This is a genomic window from Agreia sp. Leaf210 (genome assembly GCF_001421485.1).
In the GTDB taxonomy this organism is placed as follows: Bacteria; Actinomycetota; Actinomycetes; order Actinomycetales; family Microbacteriaceae; genus Agreia.
On sequence record NZ_LMKK01000004.1, the window covers coordinates 296,370 to 314,760 of the forward strand.

The 18,391-nt window shown below is 66.7% G+C and carries 7 protein-coding genes; 1 reads left to right on the forward strand and 6 read right to left on the reverse strand.

Features of this window, described 5'->3' with window-relative positions:
• Positions 1 to 8: 8 nt before the first annotated feature.
• From ASE64_RS16035 to ASE64_RS16060, 6 genes are all read right to left on the reverse strand, one after another.
• On the reverse strand, positions 9 to 6,074 hold the full coding sequence (locus ASE64_RS16035; protein WP_055782838.1) for an Ig-like domain-containing protein: 6,066 nt from the start codon (positions 6,072 to 6,074) through the stop codon (positions 9 to 11).
• 176 nt (positions 6,075 to 6,250) lie between these two features.
• Positions 6,251 to 12,292, reverse strand: coding sequence for an Ig-like domain-containing protein (locus tag ASE64_RS16040; protein WP_156352019.1), 6,042 nt, complete (start codon positions 12,290 to 12,292; stop codon positions 6,251 to 6,253).
• A gap of 135 nt (positions 12,293 to 12,427) precedes the next feature.
• A complete protein-coding gene (locus tag ASE64_RS16045) occupies positions 12,428 to 13,420 on the reverse strand; it encodes a PDR/VanB family oxidoreductase (protein ID WP_055782844.1) in 993 nt (330 codons plus the stop codon).
• Positions 13,417 to 14,214 carry an MOSC domain-containing protein gene (locus tag ASE64_RS16050; protein WP_055782847.1) on the reverse strand — a complete coding sequence of 266 codons (798 nt, stop codon included), beginning with the start codon at positions 14,212 to 14,214 and terminating at the stop codon, positions 13,417 to 13,419. The genes ASE64_RS16045 and ASE64_RS16050 overlap by 4 nt, the downstream gene beginning before the upstream one ends.
• Positions 14,215 to 14,238: 24 nt before the next feature.
• On the reverse strand, positions 14,239 to 15,813 hold the full coding sequence (locus tag ASE64_RS16055) for a hypothetical protein (RefSeq protein ID WP_055782850.1): 1,575 nt from the start codon (positions 15,811 to 15,813) through the stop codon (positions 14,239 to 14,241).
• Positions 15,795 to 16,532, reverse strand: coding sequence for an ABC transporter ATP-binding protein (locus ASE64_RS16060; RefSeq protein WP_055783215.1), 738 nt, complete (start codon positions 16,530 to 16,532; stop codon positions 15,795 to 15,797). The genes ASE64_RS16055 and ASE64_RS16060 overlap by 19 nt, the downstream gene beginning before the upstream one ends.
• Before the next feature lie 508 nt (positions 16,533 to 17,040).
• Between ASE64_RS16060 and ASE64_RS16065 the strand changes: the two genes are divergently transcribed.
• Positions 17,041 to 18,378 (forward strand): HNH endonuclease signature motif containing protein, encoded by a 1,338-nt coding sequence (locus ASE64_RS16065; RefSeq protein WP_055782853.1) that lies wholly within the window; start codon positions 17,041 to 17,043, stop codon positions 18,376 to 18,378.
• Positions 18,379 to 18,391: the final 13 nt, after the last annotated feature.

The window sequence follows — 18,391 nt, forward strand, 5'->3', positions numbered from 1 at the left end:
TTTTCTGATCATCGTCGAGCGACGCCCTTGACGCCATCGCAGTCGACCTTCGGGGCGTTGCCCTCGAGGGAGTAGTCAGCGTTTCCTGGCGTGTCCTGCGAGAACCAGCTGGCCTGCTTCGAGCCGTTCGGGGTGGGCACGCTGGTGGTGTAGTTGCCCTTCGATGACGTCCATGTGCACGAGACCGAGCCCGCCGGGCGGTCGAAGTTCTCGACGACGACTCTCAGGTAGTAGCAGTCTTTAATTCCCGCGCCGTCCTGAGCATCGCAGGCGGAGCCGCGCTCGACGAACACCTTGCGTTCGGGCTTCGCCCGACTCGTTGCATCTGCGGAGTTGACGGCCTGCTGCCCCTCGGAGTCCGTGATGCGCACAGTGATCTTGTGATACTCGGAGTAGCCGCCTCCCACTGTCCGGCTGCCCGACGCAGCAACAGGGGTGAAGTCGCCGTTGTCGATGGCAATCGCCGTCTCGACGATCGGACGCCCGTTCTCTGCGGGGGTGCTCCAGTTGAGTGTCACGGTCGTGTCGTTCGGGCTGGCACTCGCGCCGGGCTGGTTCGGCTTCCCGAAGGGAACGGCCGCGTTCGAGCCGGTCTCTGCTCCAGGCTGCACACCCTCGATGTTCGACGTGGCCCAGACATTGACCGTGTACGACGTGCCGTTGGCGAGACCGCCGATAGTTCCTCCGCCGCGCGCGATGGTGCCCTCGGCTCCGGTCTGGTTCACGCGGTAGCGGTACGTCAACTCGTCCTGCGTCGAACCGTTGCCTGCGGCGTCACCGAAGGTGACATTGACGCTTCTATCCGCCGGCGTGATGTTCACGCTCGAGGGGGCACCCGGCGCGATTGCGGCGCGGCGAGGGGCCGACTGCGGGCTCGGATCGGAGGCGCCCGCCTTGTTGAGCGCCGAGACCCTGAACGTGTAGTCCGTGGTGTCGACGCTGACCGTCACGTTCGCGCTCGTACCCGTGATTCCGGGCAGCGTGTTCACAACGGAGCCGGCCTTCAGCGTCTCGAGCGTGTAGCTGGCGATCTTGTCACCATTCGCGAACGGCTCGTTCCACGACACCGCGATCTGCGCCTGGCCGCCGACCGCCGTCGACGGCGTGGTCGTGGGAGCGCCGGGGGCCGTGGGCTTACCGGCCGGAATCTCCGTTGCCGAGTACGAACTCCAGTCGCTGGGATCGGGCGCGCGGTTCACCGCCTGCACTCGCACCTGATAGGCGGTTCCGTTCTCCAGGCCTTCCCAGACCACGGAGTTGCCCGTCACGCCTGTCTTCTGCACTGCACCACGTGCCGGGGCCGGCGAGATCTCGAGGTTGTACGACGTGACCGCAGAGCCGGGGGTGGATGGCGTGACCCAGTTGACCGTCATGCTCTTGTCACCGAAGACCAGCGTCGGCGCGGCCGGGCGGTCGGGGCGGGCATCCGGTCGGGCGACGGCCGACGAGGGCGACGGGTCCGACTCGCCGACGCTGTTCGTCGCCGTGACGGTGAAGGTGTACTCGACGTCGTTGGTGAGGCCGTCGAGCGTGCAAGTGGTCGAGGCGCACTGCTTCGAGTACCCCTGCGGGCTCGTGACGGTGTACGACGTGATGGGTGCGCCGTTGTTCACGGGCGGTGTCCACGACAGCACCACGGTGCGGTCCTGGATGCTCGTGACGCTCGGTGTGGCCGGCGCGTCTGGCTTGCCCTGAACGGTCAGGCGGATGCGACCGTCTGCCTCGCGGTCGGGGTCGCCGGTCGAGTCGGCGATGCGGTAGCGCACCACCATCGTTCCCACGAAGTCGGGCCCGGGGGTCACATCGACGCCACTGCCCGCCGGGGTCGCCCGGCCGCCCTCGCCGGTCTCGACGACCGCATCGAGGATCTTGAGCGGGTTCTCGGGGTAGGGATTGAAGTCGTTCGACAGCACGTCGACCTGGCGGGTCTCGCCCTGGTTGGCCTGGGGCACCACGTCGTCGGTCGCGCTCGGCTTCGGCCTCGTCGAGGTGACCACCGTCACCACGACGGTTCCCGTGCCCGGCTTGCTCTGCCCGTCGGTGACCTCGATCTGAATCGGCGAGTCACCCTTGGGCGCATTGCCAGCGGCCTTCACCTTGAGCGTCTGCTTGTCGGCCGTGACCTCGAGGCCCTGCGGGAGTTCTCCGACGACCTTGTACGACAGCTTCTCGAGATCGCCCTCATCGGGGTCACGCGACAGCGTGCGCAGGTTGAGCTCCTTTTCGTCGCCGCCCGGCTCCACGTTGACGGCGCCGTTGTTCATGGTCGGCGACACGTTGGTCGTCGAGACGACGGTGATGGGAATGACGAGGGTGGACTTCTTGCCTTCGGGATCGTCGGGCCCCGTGCCGTCGGTGACCTCGAAGCTCAACGCGTCAGGCCCGTAGTAGCCGTCGGCCGAGGTGTAGCTGAGGGTGGTCGCGTCGGTCACGAGGTTCGCCCCGTTGCCGTGCGACACAGCGACCTTGTCGGCCTGCGTGATGCGGGCGGCCTCACCGTTGCCGGTGACGACGTAGTCGGAGAGCGGGATGCTGATGGTCTCGCCGCTGTTCACGACGATCGGCTTGGTTCCCGCCTTGAGCGCGGGATGCGCGCTCTCGAGCCCCGGAACGAACACGAACGCCGAGGCCTTCTGTCCGTCGACATCGGTCACGGTGTACGTGATGATCTGCGACTCGGGGGTGAGCGGAATGCGCAGCTGGCCATTGCCGCGAACCGTCGCCGTGCCGCTCGTGACCGACACATCGAGGGCATCGATCGTGCCATCGGGGTCGTCGTCATTCTTTTTCACGTCGATGTCGGTGGTCGTGCGACCCACCACGTCGGCGACCTGCACCAGATCGTCACGGGCGATGGGCGGCTGGAGCGTCGCATCCGGGCTCACCGAAACGAGAAGCTGACCGACGGCCGTCGCCCCGTACTGGTCGACGATCGTGTACTGCACCGGGTAGTCGCCCGGAGTCTTCGGCGCGGTCACGGTGACCCGCCCGCGATCGATCTCGCCCGTCATGCCCTCGGGCACCTCGAGGCCGTTCTTCTGGATGGCGATCGGGTCGCCGTCGGGGTCGGAGTCATTCGCGAGAACGTCGACCGCCACCGTTCGACCGGGCCGCACCGAGACAGTGTCTTTGACCGCGTACGGGCGCTGGTTCGCGCTCGACGAGGGAACGATGCCCACGAGGATCGTGGCCGACGCCTCGGCGCCCTTGCGATCGCGCACGGTATAGGTGAACACATCTGTTCCGACGGAGGTCGGGTACGCCTCGTACACCAGCCATGACTGTCCGACCTCGCTGATGCGGCCCTTGGCGGGCGCGTCGTCTTGGCCCACGAGCTCGACGGAGTCGCCGTCGGGGTCGATGCCGTCGAGGGGGATCGGGATGCGCACGGTCGTGCCCTCGAGAGCGCGCACCGTGACGTCGCGCGGCCGGGGCGGCGAGTTGGCGCCGTCGTCGTTGCCGACGATCTGAATGGTCACGTAGCCCGCGTCGCGCTGCCCCTGGCTGTCGACGACCTCGTAGGTGGCGTAGACGGTCTTGGCCACGGGGCCCGCCTTGAACCGCAGCGTGTTCTGCGCCACGAACATGTCTCCGTCGGCGGGGTCGATCAGGGGAGCGATGAGCGCCGGCGCCAAGGTGATCGTGTCGCCGTTGGGCGAGTAGTCGTTGTCGAGCACGGGAATCGTCGCGACGTCGCCGGCCCTCACGGTGACCGTGTCGTCGGTGGCCACCGGCGGCAGCAGTCTCTCGGGGGCAGGGATCGGAACGATGAAGACCTCGCCCTTGGCCGACTTGACGCCGTTGGTCACGGTGTAACTGATGCTGGTGGGCTCTGAGATGCCGGTGTCGGTGATGCGCAGCACCTGGTGCTCGAGCACCTCGACGCTCACACCGAGCCCCTCGGGAACCTGAACCGATTGCACGGCGAGAATGCCGCCGGCGGGGTCGAAGTCGTTGGCGAGCACGTCGGTCAGCACCGAGCGACCTTTGGTGAGCAGCGCGACGTCGCGAACGGCGATCGGGGGCTGGTCAGCCGAGGTGTCGCCCACGACCGTGACACGCACGATCCCTGGGGCCGACTTCGGGCCGTCCGTCACGAGGTACTGCACGTAGTAGTCGCCGGGAGCCGCGGCCGTGAAATCGAAGGTCCCCGTCGTGTAGTCGGGCGTGATCGTTGCGCCGGGAGCCGGGTTGACCTTCGCCAGGCGCAGCGGAGCCCCGCTGGGGGCATAGTCGTTCGCCATCGGCGACACGGTGACCTGCTGGCCTGCACGCGTCACCACGTGGTCGCCGTTGGTGACGGGAACGAGGGTTCCGGACTCGCGCACCTCGAAGGCGACAGTGCCCTCGGTGTCGGTCACGCCGTCGGAGACGACGATCGTCACGATCTTGCGACCCGGATCCGGGTCGAGGGCGGTGAACGTGAGCTCGCCATCGGCCCGGAACTGCACCTGATTGGCGCCGTCCGCCGTGGCGGAGCGCACGAACATGTCGTCGCCGTCAGGGTCGATCCAGTCGGGCAGCACGTTGTAGGAGCAGGTCGATGCCACCTCGCAGAGCACCTTCGGCACGCGCTTCTGAACCGGCGCCTCGTTGGTGCCGGGAGCCTTGACCGTGAGGGTCACGGTTGCATCGTCTGTGCCACCGCGACCGTCATCGGCCGTGTAGGTGAACGTGCCGGTGCCGGATGCGTCGGGGTCGACGATGATCTGCATCGCGACGCCCCCGAGGATGGGCTGAACCTCGCCGATCGACGGTTGTGGGCCCTTGAGCGTGGCGGTGAGCACGTCGCCGTCGGGGTCGGAGTCGTTGTCGAGCACCGGGAGCACGATGGTGCGGCCGGCCCGCACGCCGAGCTGATCGTCTTCGGCGATGGGCGGATTATTGATCTCGCTGCGCTCGGGCAGGATGACCTGCAGCTCCTCCTCGGTGCTGTCGTCCTCCTCGTCGGTCTTCGTCTCGTCCGGCGGAGGAACGATGTCGTCCCAGTTCTCGACCTTCTTCATGTCCTGGTTGACGAGCCAGACGGCACCCGAGGTGAGGTCGTTGAGCACGACCACGTTGCGGTTGACGCGGAAGACGAGCTGGGCCTGCGAAGTGAGGCCGTCGATGGTGGTCTCGACGTCTTTGTCGTCGCCGGCGCAATCGCGCAGATAGGCGTTCGAGACGGCCCACGCCGCATAGGCGCAACCGGCGAGGTACACGGGTGCCGCCGGTTTTCCGGGCTTTCCGGCCGAGGTGGCGGTGGCCGTACCCCCATCGAGCGGCTGGCGGATCAGGGAGGTGTCGGTGGCGATGAGCACAGCGTCGGATGCCGGCCCCGTCTCCTGCAGCACGCCTCCGGTCGAGTCGGCGACGTCGACCTTCTTGCCGCCCGGCAGATAGGCGATGCCGTTCGCCGAGTCGAACACGACGGCGTCGTCGCCGACGGTCGTCATGGTGAGGGCAGCGTCGTCTTCGGTCTCGGGGAATCCGTTCTTCACCGGCTCGAGCGGCACGCCGTCTTCATCGAGAGGGATGGTGACCATCTCACCCGAGCTCGGCGACAAAGCGTGGACCCCGCCATCGACATCCACCGTGGCCTCCGCGCCCGAGCCGAGGGTCAGCAGCGGCTTGTCGGGGTCGGGAAGGAAGTTGGCGACATCGCTGGCGCGGGTGGTGAAGAGGTCGCCGGTCTTGTCGATGACCGCGAGCGTGTTGCCGCCCATGGTCACGGAGGACTCGGCCGGCAGGGCCACGGCATTGCCGAGCGTCACCGACACGGGGTCGATGGGCGCCAGCGATCCGGTGGCGTGGTCGACGGTGATGATCGTCTCGTTGTGCTGCAGGATGTCGAAATCGCTCGACGTCATCTTGAGGCCGCCGTCGAGCAGCTGGGCCTGATAGTTGAGGTGCCCCACGAGCAGCCCTGAGGGCTTGGTGACCCACACACCGCCGTCGTTGAGTTCGACGTCGGCCGTGGTGATGCCCTGATAGAGGAACGCCATCGTGGTGACGGCGAGCGAGAACACCGTGACGGTCGCCACCGACGCTGCTGTCGCCTTGCGGCGGCGCAATGCCTCGAACAGCCTCACACGTTCCTCGTCTTCACATTGTCACGACACTTTTTAGACGCCACGTACCTCAGAACCGGTCACCCGGCACCGGGATATTCAAACACGACGACCCCATAGAGAGTAAATGGGGAGAAGTCCCCATGCTGCCCCCCTTCGGAGGGGCGTGACGACCGGATGTCGTCAGGCGGCCCCCTCTAGCGCACGCCGGGTTGGACTCCGTTGCAGGTCATGTTGTTCGCCGCCTCCTGGAGGGTGAAGCCGGATCCGGCCGTGTCCTCCGTGTACCAGCCCGGAGTGATGCTGTTGTTGGGCCCGTTCAGCGACTGGGTCAGGGTTCCTTGCGAGGTGCGAGTGACCCACCTGCACGTGATCGTGCCCGGGTAGTCCTCGACAGTGATCTTGATCTTGACGCAGTTGTACACCTCGGTGCACCCGCCGCCATTCGAGATGTAGACGATCTTCTGCGGCTGAGGCTCGGCCCCGCTCGTAGCCGACGCGGAATTGCTGATCTCTTGGCCTTCGCTGTCGACGACGCGCACCGAGATCTTGTGCTGCTCGGAGTAGGCGTTGCCGACCTCGCGGCTCCCCGACGACGTCACGACCTGCTCCTGTTCGCTGTCGATCTTTATGTAGGTCGTGATCGACCGGCCGTTCGTCGCGGGGACGCCCCAACTCAACGTCACGCTCTTCGCGTTGCTCTGCGCACTGGCACCGGGCTGATTCGGTTTACCGAAGGGGATCGCCTCGTTCGAGCCCGTCTCGGCACCCGGCTGCACCCCTGTCACCGTCGACGTCGCCCACACGTTCACTGTGTACGTCGTGCCGTTCGCGAGGCCCCCGATGCTGCCTCCACTCGCGATCACTCCGGTCGCCCCGGTCTGGTTGACCCGATAGTGGTACTGAAGTTCGTCGTCCCTGGATCCGTTGCCCGCCGCCGCACCGAAAGTGATCGATACTGCCTGATCGGCCGGAACGATGTTCACGCCCGCGGGAGCGCCGGGCGCGATGGCCCCGCGACGCGGCGCTGACGGAACGCTCGGTGCCGAGCTTCCCGCCTTGTTCAGCGCCGACACCCGGAACGTGTAGTCGGTCGTGTCGACCGCGACCGTGACGTTCGCGCTCGTCCCCCTGACGCCCGGCAACGTGTTGACAACGCTGCCGCCCTTGAGCGTCTCGAGGGTGTAGCTGGCAACCGGGTCGCCGTTCTCGAAGGGCGCGTTCCACGACACCGCGATCTGGGCCTGGCCGCCCACGGCCGTCGACGGGGTCGTCGAGGGCGCGCCCGGCGCATCCGGAACGCCCGCGGGAACGACCGCAGCCGAGTAGCTCGACCAGTCACTCGGTTCCGGCGCCCGGTTCACCGCCTGAACCCGCACCTGATACGAGACGCCGTTCTCCAGGCCCTCCCAGACCACGGAGTTGCCCGCAACACCGCTCTTCTGAAGTGCACCGCGTGCCGGAGCGGGCGAGATCTCGAGGTTGTACGACGTGACCGCAGAGCCGGGGGTGGATGGCGTGACCCAGTTGACCGTCATGCTCTCGTCGCCGAAGACCAGCGTGGGCGGCGACGGACGGTCGGGGCGGGCATCCGGTCGGGCCGGTGCCGACGCAGGGGACGGATCGGACTCGCCGACCCCGTTCGTCGCGGTGACCGTGAAGGTGTACTCGACGTCGTTCGTCAGCCCGTCGAGCGTGCAGGTGGTCGAGGCGCACTGCTTCGAGTAGCCCTGGGGAGACGAGACCGTATACGTGGTGATCGGCGATCCGTTGTTCACCGGCGGAGTCCACGACAGAACAACGGTGCGGTCCTGGATGCTCGTGACGCTGGGCGTGGCCGGCGCGTCCGGCTTGCCCTGCACAGTCAGCAGGATGCGACCATCGGCCTGACGAGCCGAGTCACCGGTCGAGTCGGCTACGCGATACCGCACCACCATCGTCCCGACGAAGTCGGCAGCGGGCGTCACGTCTACGCCGCTTCCCCCGGCGGCGGCCCGGCCGTCACCGGTCTCGACGACGGTCTCGACAATGGTGAGGGGATTCTCGGGGTACGGGTTGAAGTCGTTGGCCAGCACATCGACAGAGCGGGTCTCACCCTGCTTGGCCTGCGGCACCACATCGTCGGTCGCGCTCGGCAACGGCCTCGTCGAGGTCACCACCGTGACCGTGATCGTTCCCGTGCCCGGCTTGCTCTGCCCGTCGGTGACCTCGATCTGAATGGACGAATCGCCCTTGGGCGCGTTGCCCGCGGCCTTCACCTTGAGGGTCTGTTTGTCGGGGACGGCCGAGATGCCCTGCGGGAGTTCTCCGATGACCTTGTACGACAGCTTCTCGAGGTCGCCTTCGTCGGGGTCGCGCGACAGCGTGCGCAGGTTGAGCTCCTTTTCGTCGCCGCCCGGCTCCACATTGACAGCACCACCGCTCATCGTCGGCGACACATTCGTGGTCGAGACGACGGTGATCGGAATGACGAGGGTGGACTTCTTGCCCTCGGGATCGTCGGGCCCCGTGCCGTCGGTGACCTCGAAACTCAACGCGTCAGGGCCGTAATAGCCGTCGGCCGAGGTGTAGCTCAGCGTCGTGGCATCGGAGACGAGGCTGGCTCCGTTGCCGTGCGACACCGCCACCTTGTCGGCCTGGGTGATGCGGGCGACCTCGCCGTTGCCGGTCACGACGTACTCCGACAGGGGCACGCTGATGGTCTCACCGCTGTTCACGACGATGGGCTTGGTGCCCGCCTTGAGCGCGGGGTGCGCGCCCTCCAAACCAGGCACGAAGACGAACGCCGAGGCCTTCTGACCGTCGACATCGGTCACGGTGTACGTGACGATCTGCGACTCGGGGGTGAGCGGGATGCGCAACTCGCCCTCGGCGCGAACGCTCGCCGTGCCGCTCGTGACCGACACATCGAGGGCATCGATCGTGCCATCGGGGTCGTCATCGTTCTTCTTCACATCGATGTCGGTCGTCGTGCGGCCGACGATGTCGGCGACCAGAACGATGTCGTCACGCGCTATCGGGGCCTGCAGCGTCGCATCAGGGCTCACCGAAACAAGAAGCTGGCCCACGGCGGTCGCCCCGTACTGGTCGACGATCGTGTACGGCACCGGGTAGTCACCCGGGGTGCTGGGCGCGGTGATGGTCGCACGCCCGCGGTCGATCACGCCGGTCACGCGATCGGGCACCTCGAGGCCGTTCTCGCGGATGGCGATGGGGTCGCCGTCGGGGTCGGAATCATTCGCGAGAACGTCGACCGCCACTGTTCGACCGGGCCGCACCTGAACAGTGTCCTTCACGGCGTAGGGCCGCTGGTTCGCGCTCGACGAGGGAACGATGCCGACGAGAATGGTGGCCGACGCCTCGGCTCCCTTGCGGTCGCGCACGACGTAGGTGAACACGTCGGTTCCCACGGACGTGGGGTAGGCCTCGTACTCGAGCCATGACTGCCCGACCTCGCTGATACGGCCCTTGGTCGGAGCGTCGTCTTGGCCCACGAGCTGCACGGAATCACCGTCGGGGTCGATGCCGTCGAGAGGGATCGGGATGCGCACGGTCGTGCCCTCGAGGGCGCGCACCGTGACGTCTCGCGGCCGGGGCGGCGAGTTGGCGCCCTCGTCGTTGCCGACGATCTGGATGGTCACGTAGCCCGCGTCGCGCTGGCCCTGACTATCGACGACCTCGTACGTGGCGTAGACCGTCTTGGCCACTGGGCCCGCCTTGAACCGCAGCGTGTTCTGCGCCACGAACATGTCTCCGTCGACGGGGTCCACCAGAGGCGCGACGAGCTGCGGCGAGAGCGTGATGGTGTCGCCGTTGGGGTGGTAGTCGTTGTCGAGCACAGGGATGGTGGCCACGTCGCCGGCGCGAACCGTGATGGCATCGTCTTTCGCTTCGGGAGGAAGCAACCTGTCTGGGGCGGGAATCGGGATGATGAACACCTCGCCCTTGGCGGACTTGGCGCCATTGGTCACGGTATAGCCGATGCTCGTCGGCTCGGAGATACCCGTATCGGTGATGCGCAGCACCTGGTGTTCGAGCACCTCGACGCTCACGCCGAGCCCCTCGGGAACCTGCACCGATTGCACCGCGAGGATGCCGCCGGCGGGGTCGAAATCATTCGCCAGCACATTGGTCAGCGCCGAGCGACCCTTGGTGAGCAGAGCCACATCTCGCACGGCGATGGGGGGATCGTTGGCGGAGGTCTCGCCGACGACCGTGATGCGCACGATTCCGGGGGCGGTCTTCGGGCCGTCGGTCACGAGGTACTGCGCGTAGTAGTCGCCGGGAGCCGCGGCCGTGAAGTCGAACGTTCCGGTGGTGTAGTCGGGCGCGATCGTGCCACCGGGAATCTCGTTCACCTTGGCGAGACGCAGCGGAACCCCGCTGGGGGAGTAGTCGTTCGCCATCGGCGACACGGTCACCTGCTGGCCGGCGCGGGTCACCACGTGGTCTGCATTGGTGACGGGAACGAGGGTGCCCGATTCGCGCACCTCGAAGGCCACCGTGCCCTCGGTGTCGGTCACGCCGTCGGAGACGACGATGGTCACGATCTTGCGACCCGGATCCGGGTCGAGGGCGGTGAAGGTGAGTTCTCCGTCGGCCCGGAACTGCACCTGATTGGCACCGTCGGCCGTGGCTGAGCGTACGAACATGTCGTCGCCGTCAGGATCGATCCAGTCGGGGAGCGGGTTGTAGCTGACCGTCGAAGCGACTTCGGAGAGCACCTTCGGCACGCGCTTTTGAATCGGCGCCTCGTTGGTGCCGGGAGCCTTGACGGTCAGCGTCACCGTCGCATCCGCCGTGCCACCTCGACCGTCATCGGCCGTGTAGGTGAACGTGCCGGTGCCGGATGCGTCGGGGTCGACGATCACCTGCATGGCCACGCCGCCGAGAATGGGCTGCACCTCGCCGATCGACGGCTGCGCACCGTTCAGCGTCGCGGTCAACACGTCGCCGTCGGGGTCGGAGTCGTTGTCGAGCACCGGGAGGACGACAGTGCGGCCAGCGCGAACACCCAGCTGGTCGTCTTCCGCGATCGGCGGATTATTCTCATCACTGCGCTCGGGAAGGATGACCTGCAACTCTTCCTCGGTGCTCTCGTCCTCCTCTTCCGTCTCGCTCTCGTCCGGCGGAGGAACGATGTCGTCCCAGTTCTCGACCTTCTTCATGTCCTGGTTGACAAGCCAGACGGCGCCCGAGGTCAGATCGTTCAGTACCACGACGTTGCGGTTGACGCGGAAGACGAGTTCGGCCTGAGCCGTGAGTCCGTCGACGGTGGTCTCGACGTCTTTGTCGTCGCCGGCGCAATCGCGCAGATAGGCGTTCGAGACGGCCCAGGCCGCATAAGCACAGCCGGCCAGATACACGGGCGCCGCGGGCTTGCCGGGCTTGCCGGCGGAGGTCACGGAGGCTTCACCGCCATCGAGGGGCTGGCTGATGAGCGAGGTCGCGGTGCCGATGAGCACGGCGTTCGATTCGGGGCCGGTCTCCTGCAGCACGCCTCCGGTCGAATCGTCGATCTCGACTCTCTTGCCGCCCGGCAGGTACGCGATGCCGTTCGCCGAATCGAAGACCACGGCCGCAGCACCCACCGAGGTCATAGTGAGGACGGCATCCTCCTCGGTCTCGGGCAGCCCTTGGGCGACCGGCTCGAGCGCGGCGCCGTTCTCGTCGAGCGCGATGGTGACGATCTCTCCGGATGACGGCGACAGGGCATGAATCCCTCCGTCGACATCCACCGTGGCCGCCGCACCCGAACCGAGAGTCAGCAGCGGCTCCTCGGGATCAGGAAGAAAGTTGGCGACGTCGCTGGCACGGGTGCTGAAGAGGTCGCCGGTCTTGTCGTCGACGACCGCCAACGTGTCGCCGCCCATGGTCACGGAGGACTCGGCCGGCAGGGCGACAGCGTTGCCCAGGGTCACCGACACCGGGTCGATCGGCGCCAGCGATCCGGTGGCCTTGTCGACCGTGATGACGGTGTCGTCGCGCTGCAGGATGTCGAAATCGCTCGACGTCATCTTCAGGCCGCCGTCGAGCAGCTGAGCCTGATAGTTCAGGTGCCCCACGAGCAGCCCGGAGGGCTTCGTGACCCACACACCACCGTCGTTGAGCTCGACGTCGGCCGTGGTGATGCCTTCATAGAGGAACGCCATCGTGGTGACGGCGAGCGAGAACACCGTGACGGTCGCCACCGACCCAGCTGTCGCCTTGCGGCGGCGCAATGCCTCGAACAGCCTCACACGGTCCCCGTCTTCACTTTGTCGCGCTTCATCTACGCCTCTCGAAACCCATCACGCAGCACGCAGCACCAGACTTCAGACACGACGACCCCCACTGAGAGAGTAAGTGGCACGAACTCCCCATGCTGCCCCCCATCAGAGGGGTGCGACGACGAGACGCCTATCGACGGCTCTCGACACGCAGGGCATCACGAAGTGTTCATGTTCGCCCGCGGTCAGCACGACATCACGATGATCGGCCTCGCCGTCGATCAACCTCAGCCGGCAGGTACCGCAGGTTCCGCTTCCGCACGAGCTGTCGACGTCGATGCCGGCGTCTTCGAGGGCGCCGAGCATCGTCTTGTCTGCCGGCACGTCTATGGATGTGCCCGACGGCGCCCACTCCAGCTCGAAGGGCACGCTGATCTCACCGAAGGCCGAGACCCCGGCGAAGTCCTCCATGTGCACCCGGCTGGGGCGCCAGTGCATGGTCAGCGCGCGCAGCTCGTTCTGCAGAGGCTCCGGGCCGCACACGTAGAGGCGCCGCTCGCCGGGAGCTTCGAGAAGGGGCCACCAGTCGAGCGTGCCGTGCAGCGCGCGATGGTGCAGGGTGAGAGGCCGCATCGCACTGTCGCTTCCCCCGACGGCGAGCAGCTCGGCCAGCTCCTCGAGGTAGGGCGTGTCTTCGCGTGAACGACTGAGATACACCAGCTCGACATCCGTCACACCGCGACGGCGTAGCTCGATGAGCATCGCGTGGATGGGCGTGATGCCGATACCCGCCGCGACGAGAAGGTAGGCCGGCGCATCCGCCAGCTCGAATGCGTTGCGCGGACGAGAGATCGTGAGCGAATCGCCCTCCTTCACCTCGTCGACCATGCTGCGCGAGCCGCCTCGACCGCCGTCGTCGCGGCGCACGGCGATCACGTAACGGCTGCGGTCACGGACATCCGAGGTCAAGGAGTAGCTCCGAGCCTCGCCCGACGGCGTGTGCACCGTAATGTGGGCGCCCGGCTCTGCTGGCTCCAGCAGCCCGCCGTCTCGACGGCGCAACACGAACTCGCAGACCTCGGCCGTGAGCATCCGGCGGCCAGCCAAGACGACCGCCAGGCCGGATGCGGCGTCGGCCGTTGCATCGGCCGCGGTCACGCCGCCGTCTCCGGCTCTGAGACGGTGCCACCGCGTTCGAGGGTTCCAGAAGAAAGCACCTCGGCGAAGACGCCCATGATCTCGTGCCCGTAGTTCTCGTGCAGCAGGCGCACCACCGGAACGTCGCGGCGCGCCGTCGTGGGATCGACCTCGGTCGCCGCGCAGCGCTCCGTCTCTTCGAGCACGCGCACGGTGACGCCGCTCGGGCCTCCGAGCTGCAGCTGCCGACCGATCCAGTCTCGTTCGACCCACGGCTCGAGGCCATCGATGTAGACGTTCGCCCGAAAGCGCAGCGGGTCGAGCTCGCGGCCGATCCGCGCCTCGAACTCGCGAATGGATGCGCGATTGATGAGCGAGATCGTGTTCATCATGCGAAGCGAGTCCTTCGCGTTGTCGGTGAAGTTGTAGCCGGGCTGCTCGGCGAGCACGGGCAGCTCACCGTCGGGCAGATCGGCCACGCGGGCATACAGCTCGACCAACTCGGCCCGGCCCTCGGCCGTGCCGAGATCGGCCACCAGTACCGGATGCCCCTGCACGGCCACTCGCATCACGCGCGTCTCAGGGTCGAATGTGGCGTCGAGCCCAGCCAGACGGTCGGTGTTCAGGAGCACGTAGTACTCGCGCTTCGACAGCGGAACGAAGTTGTCGGGGTCGTACGCACCCGAGGGCTTCGCCAGCGCGAAGAGACGGTCTGCGGGAAATGCCAGGCCCGTCTCGAGCTCGACCCTGTCGAGGGGCTCAGGAGTAAGCCCTTTGACGGGGTAGCGGTAGAGCGACTCGATGGTGCCGGGCATATCTCGACAGTACTTGCCGCGTGCTTACTTGCTGGCCTGGAGCTCGGCGAGCAGATCCGGTCCGCGCTTGTCGAGAATCGATCCTCCCCAGCGCAGGGCGATCACGAGCATGCCTCCGCCGAGTACGATCCCGAGGGCCAGCGAGATCCAGCCGAAGATCGCGTTGCCCGTGACGAATCCGATGATGGCCAGAACGATCTCGGGCAGCACGAGCACGGTCAGCCCGCCCCAGGTCGCGAAGGTCGCCAGGGTGAGCATGAACCCGCCCCCGGGCTTCGCCTTGAAAGGGCTCTCGCCGGGCGCGGGAACCGGGAACACGAACCGGCCCGAGATGACCGACGACAGCGCGAAGCCCGAGAACAGCAGGCCGAACACCATGCCGAGCAACCCCGGCAGCACCTGCCACGAGTTCGTGAACCAAACGGATGCGATCGTCAGCAGCACGGACACCGGAACCGCGAAGACGGCGAGGGCCACCACACGGCCGAGCCGGTCGTCGCGCCCCGATACTCCCGTCGACAGGTGCAGCGCGAACGCCGTGTTGTCGTACGAGACGTCGGTGTAGATCGACAGGGCCAGCAGCAGTGCCACGATGGGCCCGAGCGCGTTCAGAACGCCCATGCTGCCCATATTTCCCGAGTAGACGAACAGCAGCACGGGAATCAGCGGAATCACGATGAGCGACTGGGCGTAGCGCGGGTCTCGCAGCCAATACGTGAGCGCACGAGCGGCGACTGCACCCCAGGGGGTGGCCGGGAACACACCGAAGAGGCCCAGCTTGCGGGTTCCCTTCATGGCGGGCGACGATGCGCGGGCAGGGTTTTCGAGTGCGTGACGCAGGCTCGAGCGCCAGACGAGCAGCAGGATGGCGAGGGTCGCGAGACCGATGGCGAATCCGGCCGCCGCCCGGCCGAGATCGCCGGTGACGATGTAGCCGGGAACCGACCAGATCGCACCGAGCGGCGTCCACGCGACGATGTCCGCGATGTCGGGAAGGGCATCCGCAGAGCTGCGCAGCAGCGCCGTGAGGCCGATCATGATCGGGCCGAGCAGGATCAGAGGGATGAAGATCAGGATGCCCTTGGCCTCGCGGAAGCGGCGGCCTGATCCGAGCCCCGAGCTCAACGCGGTGATCGCCCGCGAGCCGGCCACGCACGTGAGAACGCCGATCACGGCGCAGACGATCGCCGTGATGGCGCCGAGCGGGTGCTGCCACCACGTGGCCGCTGTGGCCAGTGCGGCGATCGAGGTGACGATTCCGGGAACGCCGAGGACACCGCTGACGAGGAGGCCCAGCACCAGCTGGTTGAGGGGAATGGGAAAGATGGCCAGTCGAGAGGGCTCGACGGTCTGATCTGTTCCGGGGCCGATGAGCGGCAGCACGATCCAGCCGAGGATCGTGGCCGCGCCGCCCAGCACCGTGACGGTGCGAGCCAGTTCGGTCGGCGCGAAGCTCAGTGCGATGAGCCCCGCGACCACGCCGAAGAGAACGCCGAGCCCGTAGAGCCCGCCGATCACAACGGCGACGATCTGCCAGGGCTTTCCCTTCAGGCTGTTCGCCAGAATGAGAAAGCGCAGTTTTACGAGAGTCGCAACCATTCCGGCCCCTCTCCTGTGCGGCGACCTCCGACGAGTTCGACGAAACGGTCTTCGAGCGTGGAGCCCTGGCGTACTTCTTCGGTCGTGCCCGAGGCGAGCACACGGCCCTGAGCGATCACGGCGACGTGGTCGCACATGCGCTGAACGAGGTCCATGGCGTGGCTCGACACGATGACCGTGCCGCCCGATTTGACGAAGCTATCGAGGATGTCGCGGATGTTCGCGGCCGACACAGGGTCGACCGACTCGAACGGCTCGTCGAGCACCAGCAGACTCGGCGCGTGCACGAGGGCGCACGCCAGCGCGATCTTCTTGGTCATACCCGCCGAGTAGTCCACCACGAGCGTGCCGCCGGCCGACTCGAGGTCGAGCAGGTTGAGCAGATCGTGCGTGCGTTCGGCGACCGTCTCGCGGCTCATGCCGCTGAGCAGTCCGGCGTAGGTGACGAGCTGCGTGCCCGTGAGGCGGTCGAAGAGTCGAACGCCGTCGGAGAGCACCCCGACGAGGCGCTTCGCCTTGAGCAGGTCGTGCCAGACGTTGACGCCGTGGATACTGATGTCGCCGGCATCAGGACGCATCAGGCCCGTCGCCATCGACAGTGTCGTGGTCTTTCCGGCGCCGTTGGGGCCGACGAGCCCGTAGAACGAACCGGAGGGAACGGTGAGGGCGAGGTTGTCGACGGCGACCTTGTCGCCGAATCGCTTCGTGAGGCCCCGAATCTCGAGTGCCGGACCATGAGCATCCGCGGCCGGGGGGAGTACCTGAGCTGCGTCGGGGCTGGTCTGGTTTGTGTGGGTCTGGTCTGTGCGGGTCTGGTCTGTGCGGGTCTGGTCTGTGCGGGTCTGGTCTGTGCGGGTTATGGGGGTCTGCGCTGGGTCTGTCTGCACTGGGTCTTCCAAGGACATAGCCGCCTGCTTTCCGTCTTGCGATTTCCGTCTTGCGATGGACATTCAGGCCGTTTTCGTCGTGCGATCTCGCGATGCGCGTGCGCGAACCCGGCGCGTGTCACCCACCATAGGGGGAGCGGCAGACAGCTCGCATCCCCCGCGCGGGGGACATCGAGCACGCTCCCCGGTGTCGCCCGCGGCCGTATCGAGACCGTGGTCGGCTTCGCGACTATTCCTCCACAGGGCGCATTTCTTCGAAGTTATCCGCAGCTATATCACCTGATCAAGCGGTGTTTCTTTGTTTCGAGACGGTGTCGGTGGCTGCTGTTTGACTTCTCGTATGTCACTCATCACCCCGCTCCTGGAGCCCGACCCGTATGTGGTCGCACTCGAGGAAGTCGCCGCCCTCGATCAGCAGATAGCCCGGCTATCTGCCGACAGGGCCAGACGCGTCACCGACGCGAGAAACCACCTACATAGGCAAGCACCGTCCGATCGATCCACCGGCGGGCCGGCGTGGTCCACGGCCCGGGTCGAACGGGTCGAGCTCGTCACGGAACTGGCGCAGCTCACTCGCCGAACGGAGTACCGCGCCGCGACAGTGATCGACACCAGCACCGCGCTGGTCGACTTGCTGCCGGCAACACTGGCTGCCGTCGCTGCAGGTCTCATGTCGTGGGAACACGCCGAGGTCATCGCAAAACACGCCGACGGCCTCGAGGGCGAGGCATTGGTGTCGTACGACACCCGCCTCGCGGCATTGGCGGCGGAGATGAACCCGAAACAGCTCGACCGTAAAGCGAGAGCGCAGGTCGAACTCACCCAACCGTCCACCGCGGTCGAACGAGCAGAGAAGGCCGCGGCCACCCGACGAATCTACGTCGATCCCGGAGCCGATGGCATGGCGTACCTGACTTTGTTCGCACCGGCACCTGAGATCCACGCGATCGCCGACCGGGCCGCACGGCTCGCTGCCGGATTGCGGGCAGCGGGCGACCCGCGCAGCATGGGACACCTGAAACTCGACGTCCTCACCGACCTCATGCTCAACGGTGAAACGTCGATTCCGGGGGCGACCCGTGGGGTTCGGGGGCGCGTTCACGTCATGGTTCCGGCGATGACGCTGCTCGGAGTTGGTGACGAGGCCGCGATCCTCCGCGGCTACGGGCCCATCGACCCGGCCACGGCAGCGCAGTTGACGGCGGAGGCGACCTCCTGGAGGCGCATCCTCACCGACCCGATCACGGGACGCATCCTCACGGCCGATCCGAGGGACTACCGGCCGACGGCACGGATGATCGACCATGCCCGGTTGGTGCATCCGACGTGTGTGTTTCCGGGGTGCACGGTTCCGTCGGAGCGGGCCGATATCGACCACACCGAAGATCACGCCTTTGGTGGGCACACCACGCCAGAGAACCTGGCCCCGCTGAGTCAGGAGCATCACAAGGTGAAGCACCACACGAGGTGGCAGATTGTGCAGAACGGTGACGATACCCTCACCGCCACCTCGCCAGCGGGCTACGAGTACACGATCCGGCCCGGAGGCAGGATGAAACCCGCACCACGAGCACTCATCGACGCCGCAGCAAGCAACGCGTCCGCAGCAATAGCTCCCACCTCGGGAACTGCCCAGACCTCGGAACAGGAGGACGATCTCGCCGACTGCCCCTTCTAAGACACCCGGAATC

Bases quoted from the DNA above. Each gene is read 5' to 3' on its own strand.
- ASE64_RS16050 (WP_055782847.1), bottom strand. From the start codon at position 14,214: ATGCCCGGCACCATCGAGTCGCTCTACCGCTACCCCGTCAAAGGGCTT.
- ASE64_RS16055 (WP_055782850.1), bottom strand. From the start codon at position 15,813: ATGGTTGCGACTCTCGTAAAACTGCGCTTTCTCATTCTGGCGAACAGC.
- ASE64_RS16065 (WP_055782853.1), top strand. From the start codon at position 17,041: ATGTCACTCATCACCCCGCTCCTGGAGCCCGACCCGTATGTGGTCGCA.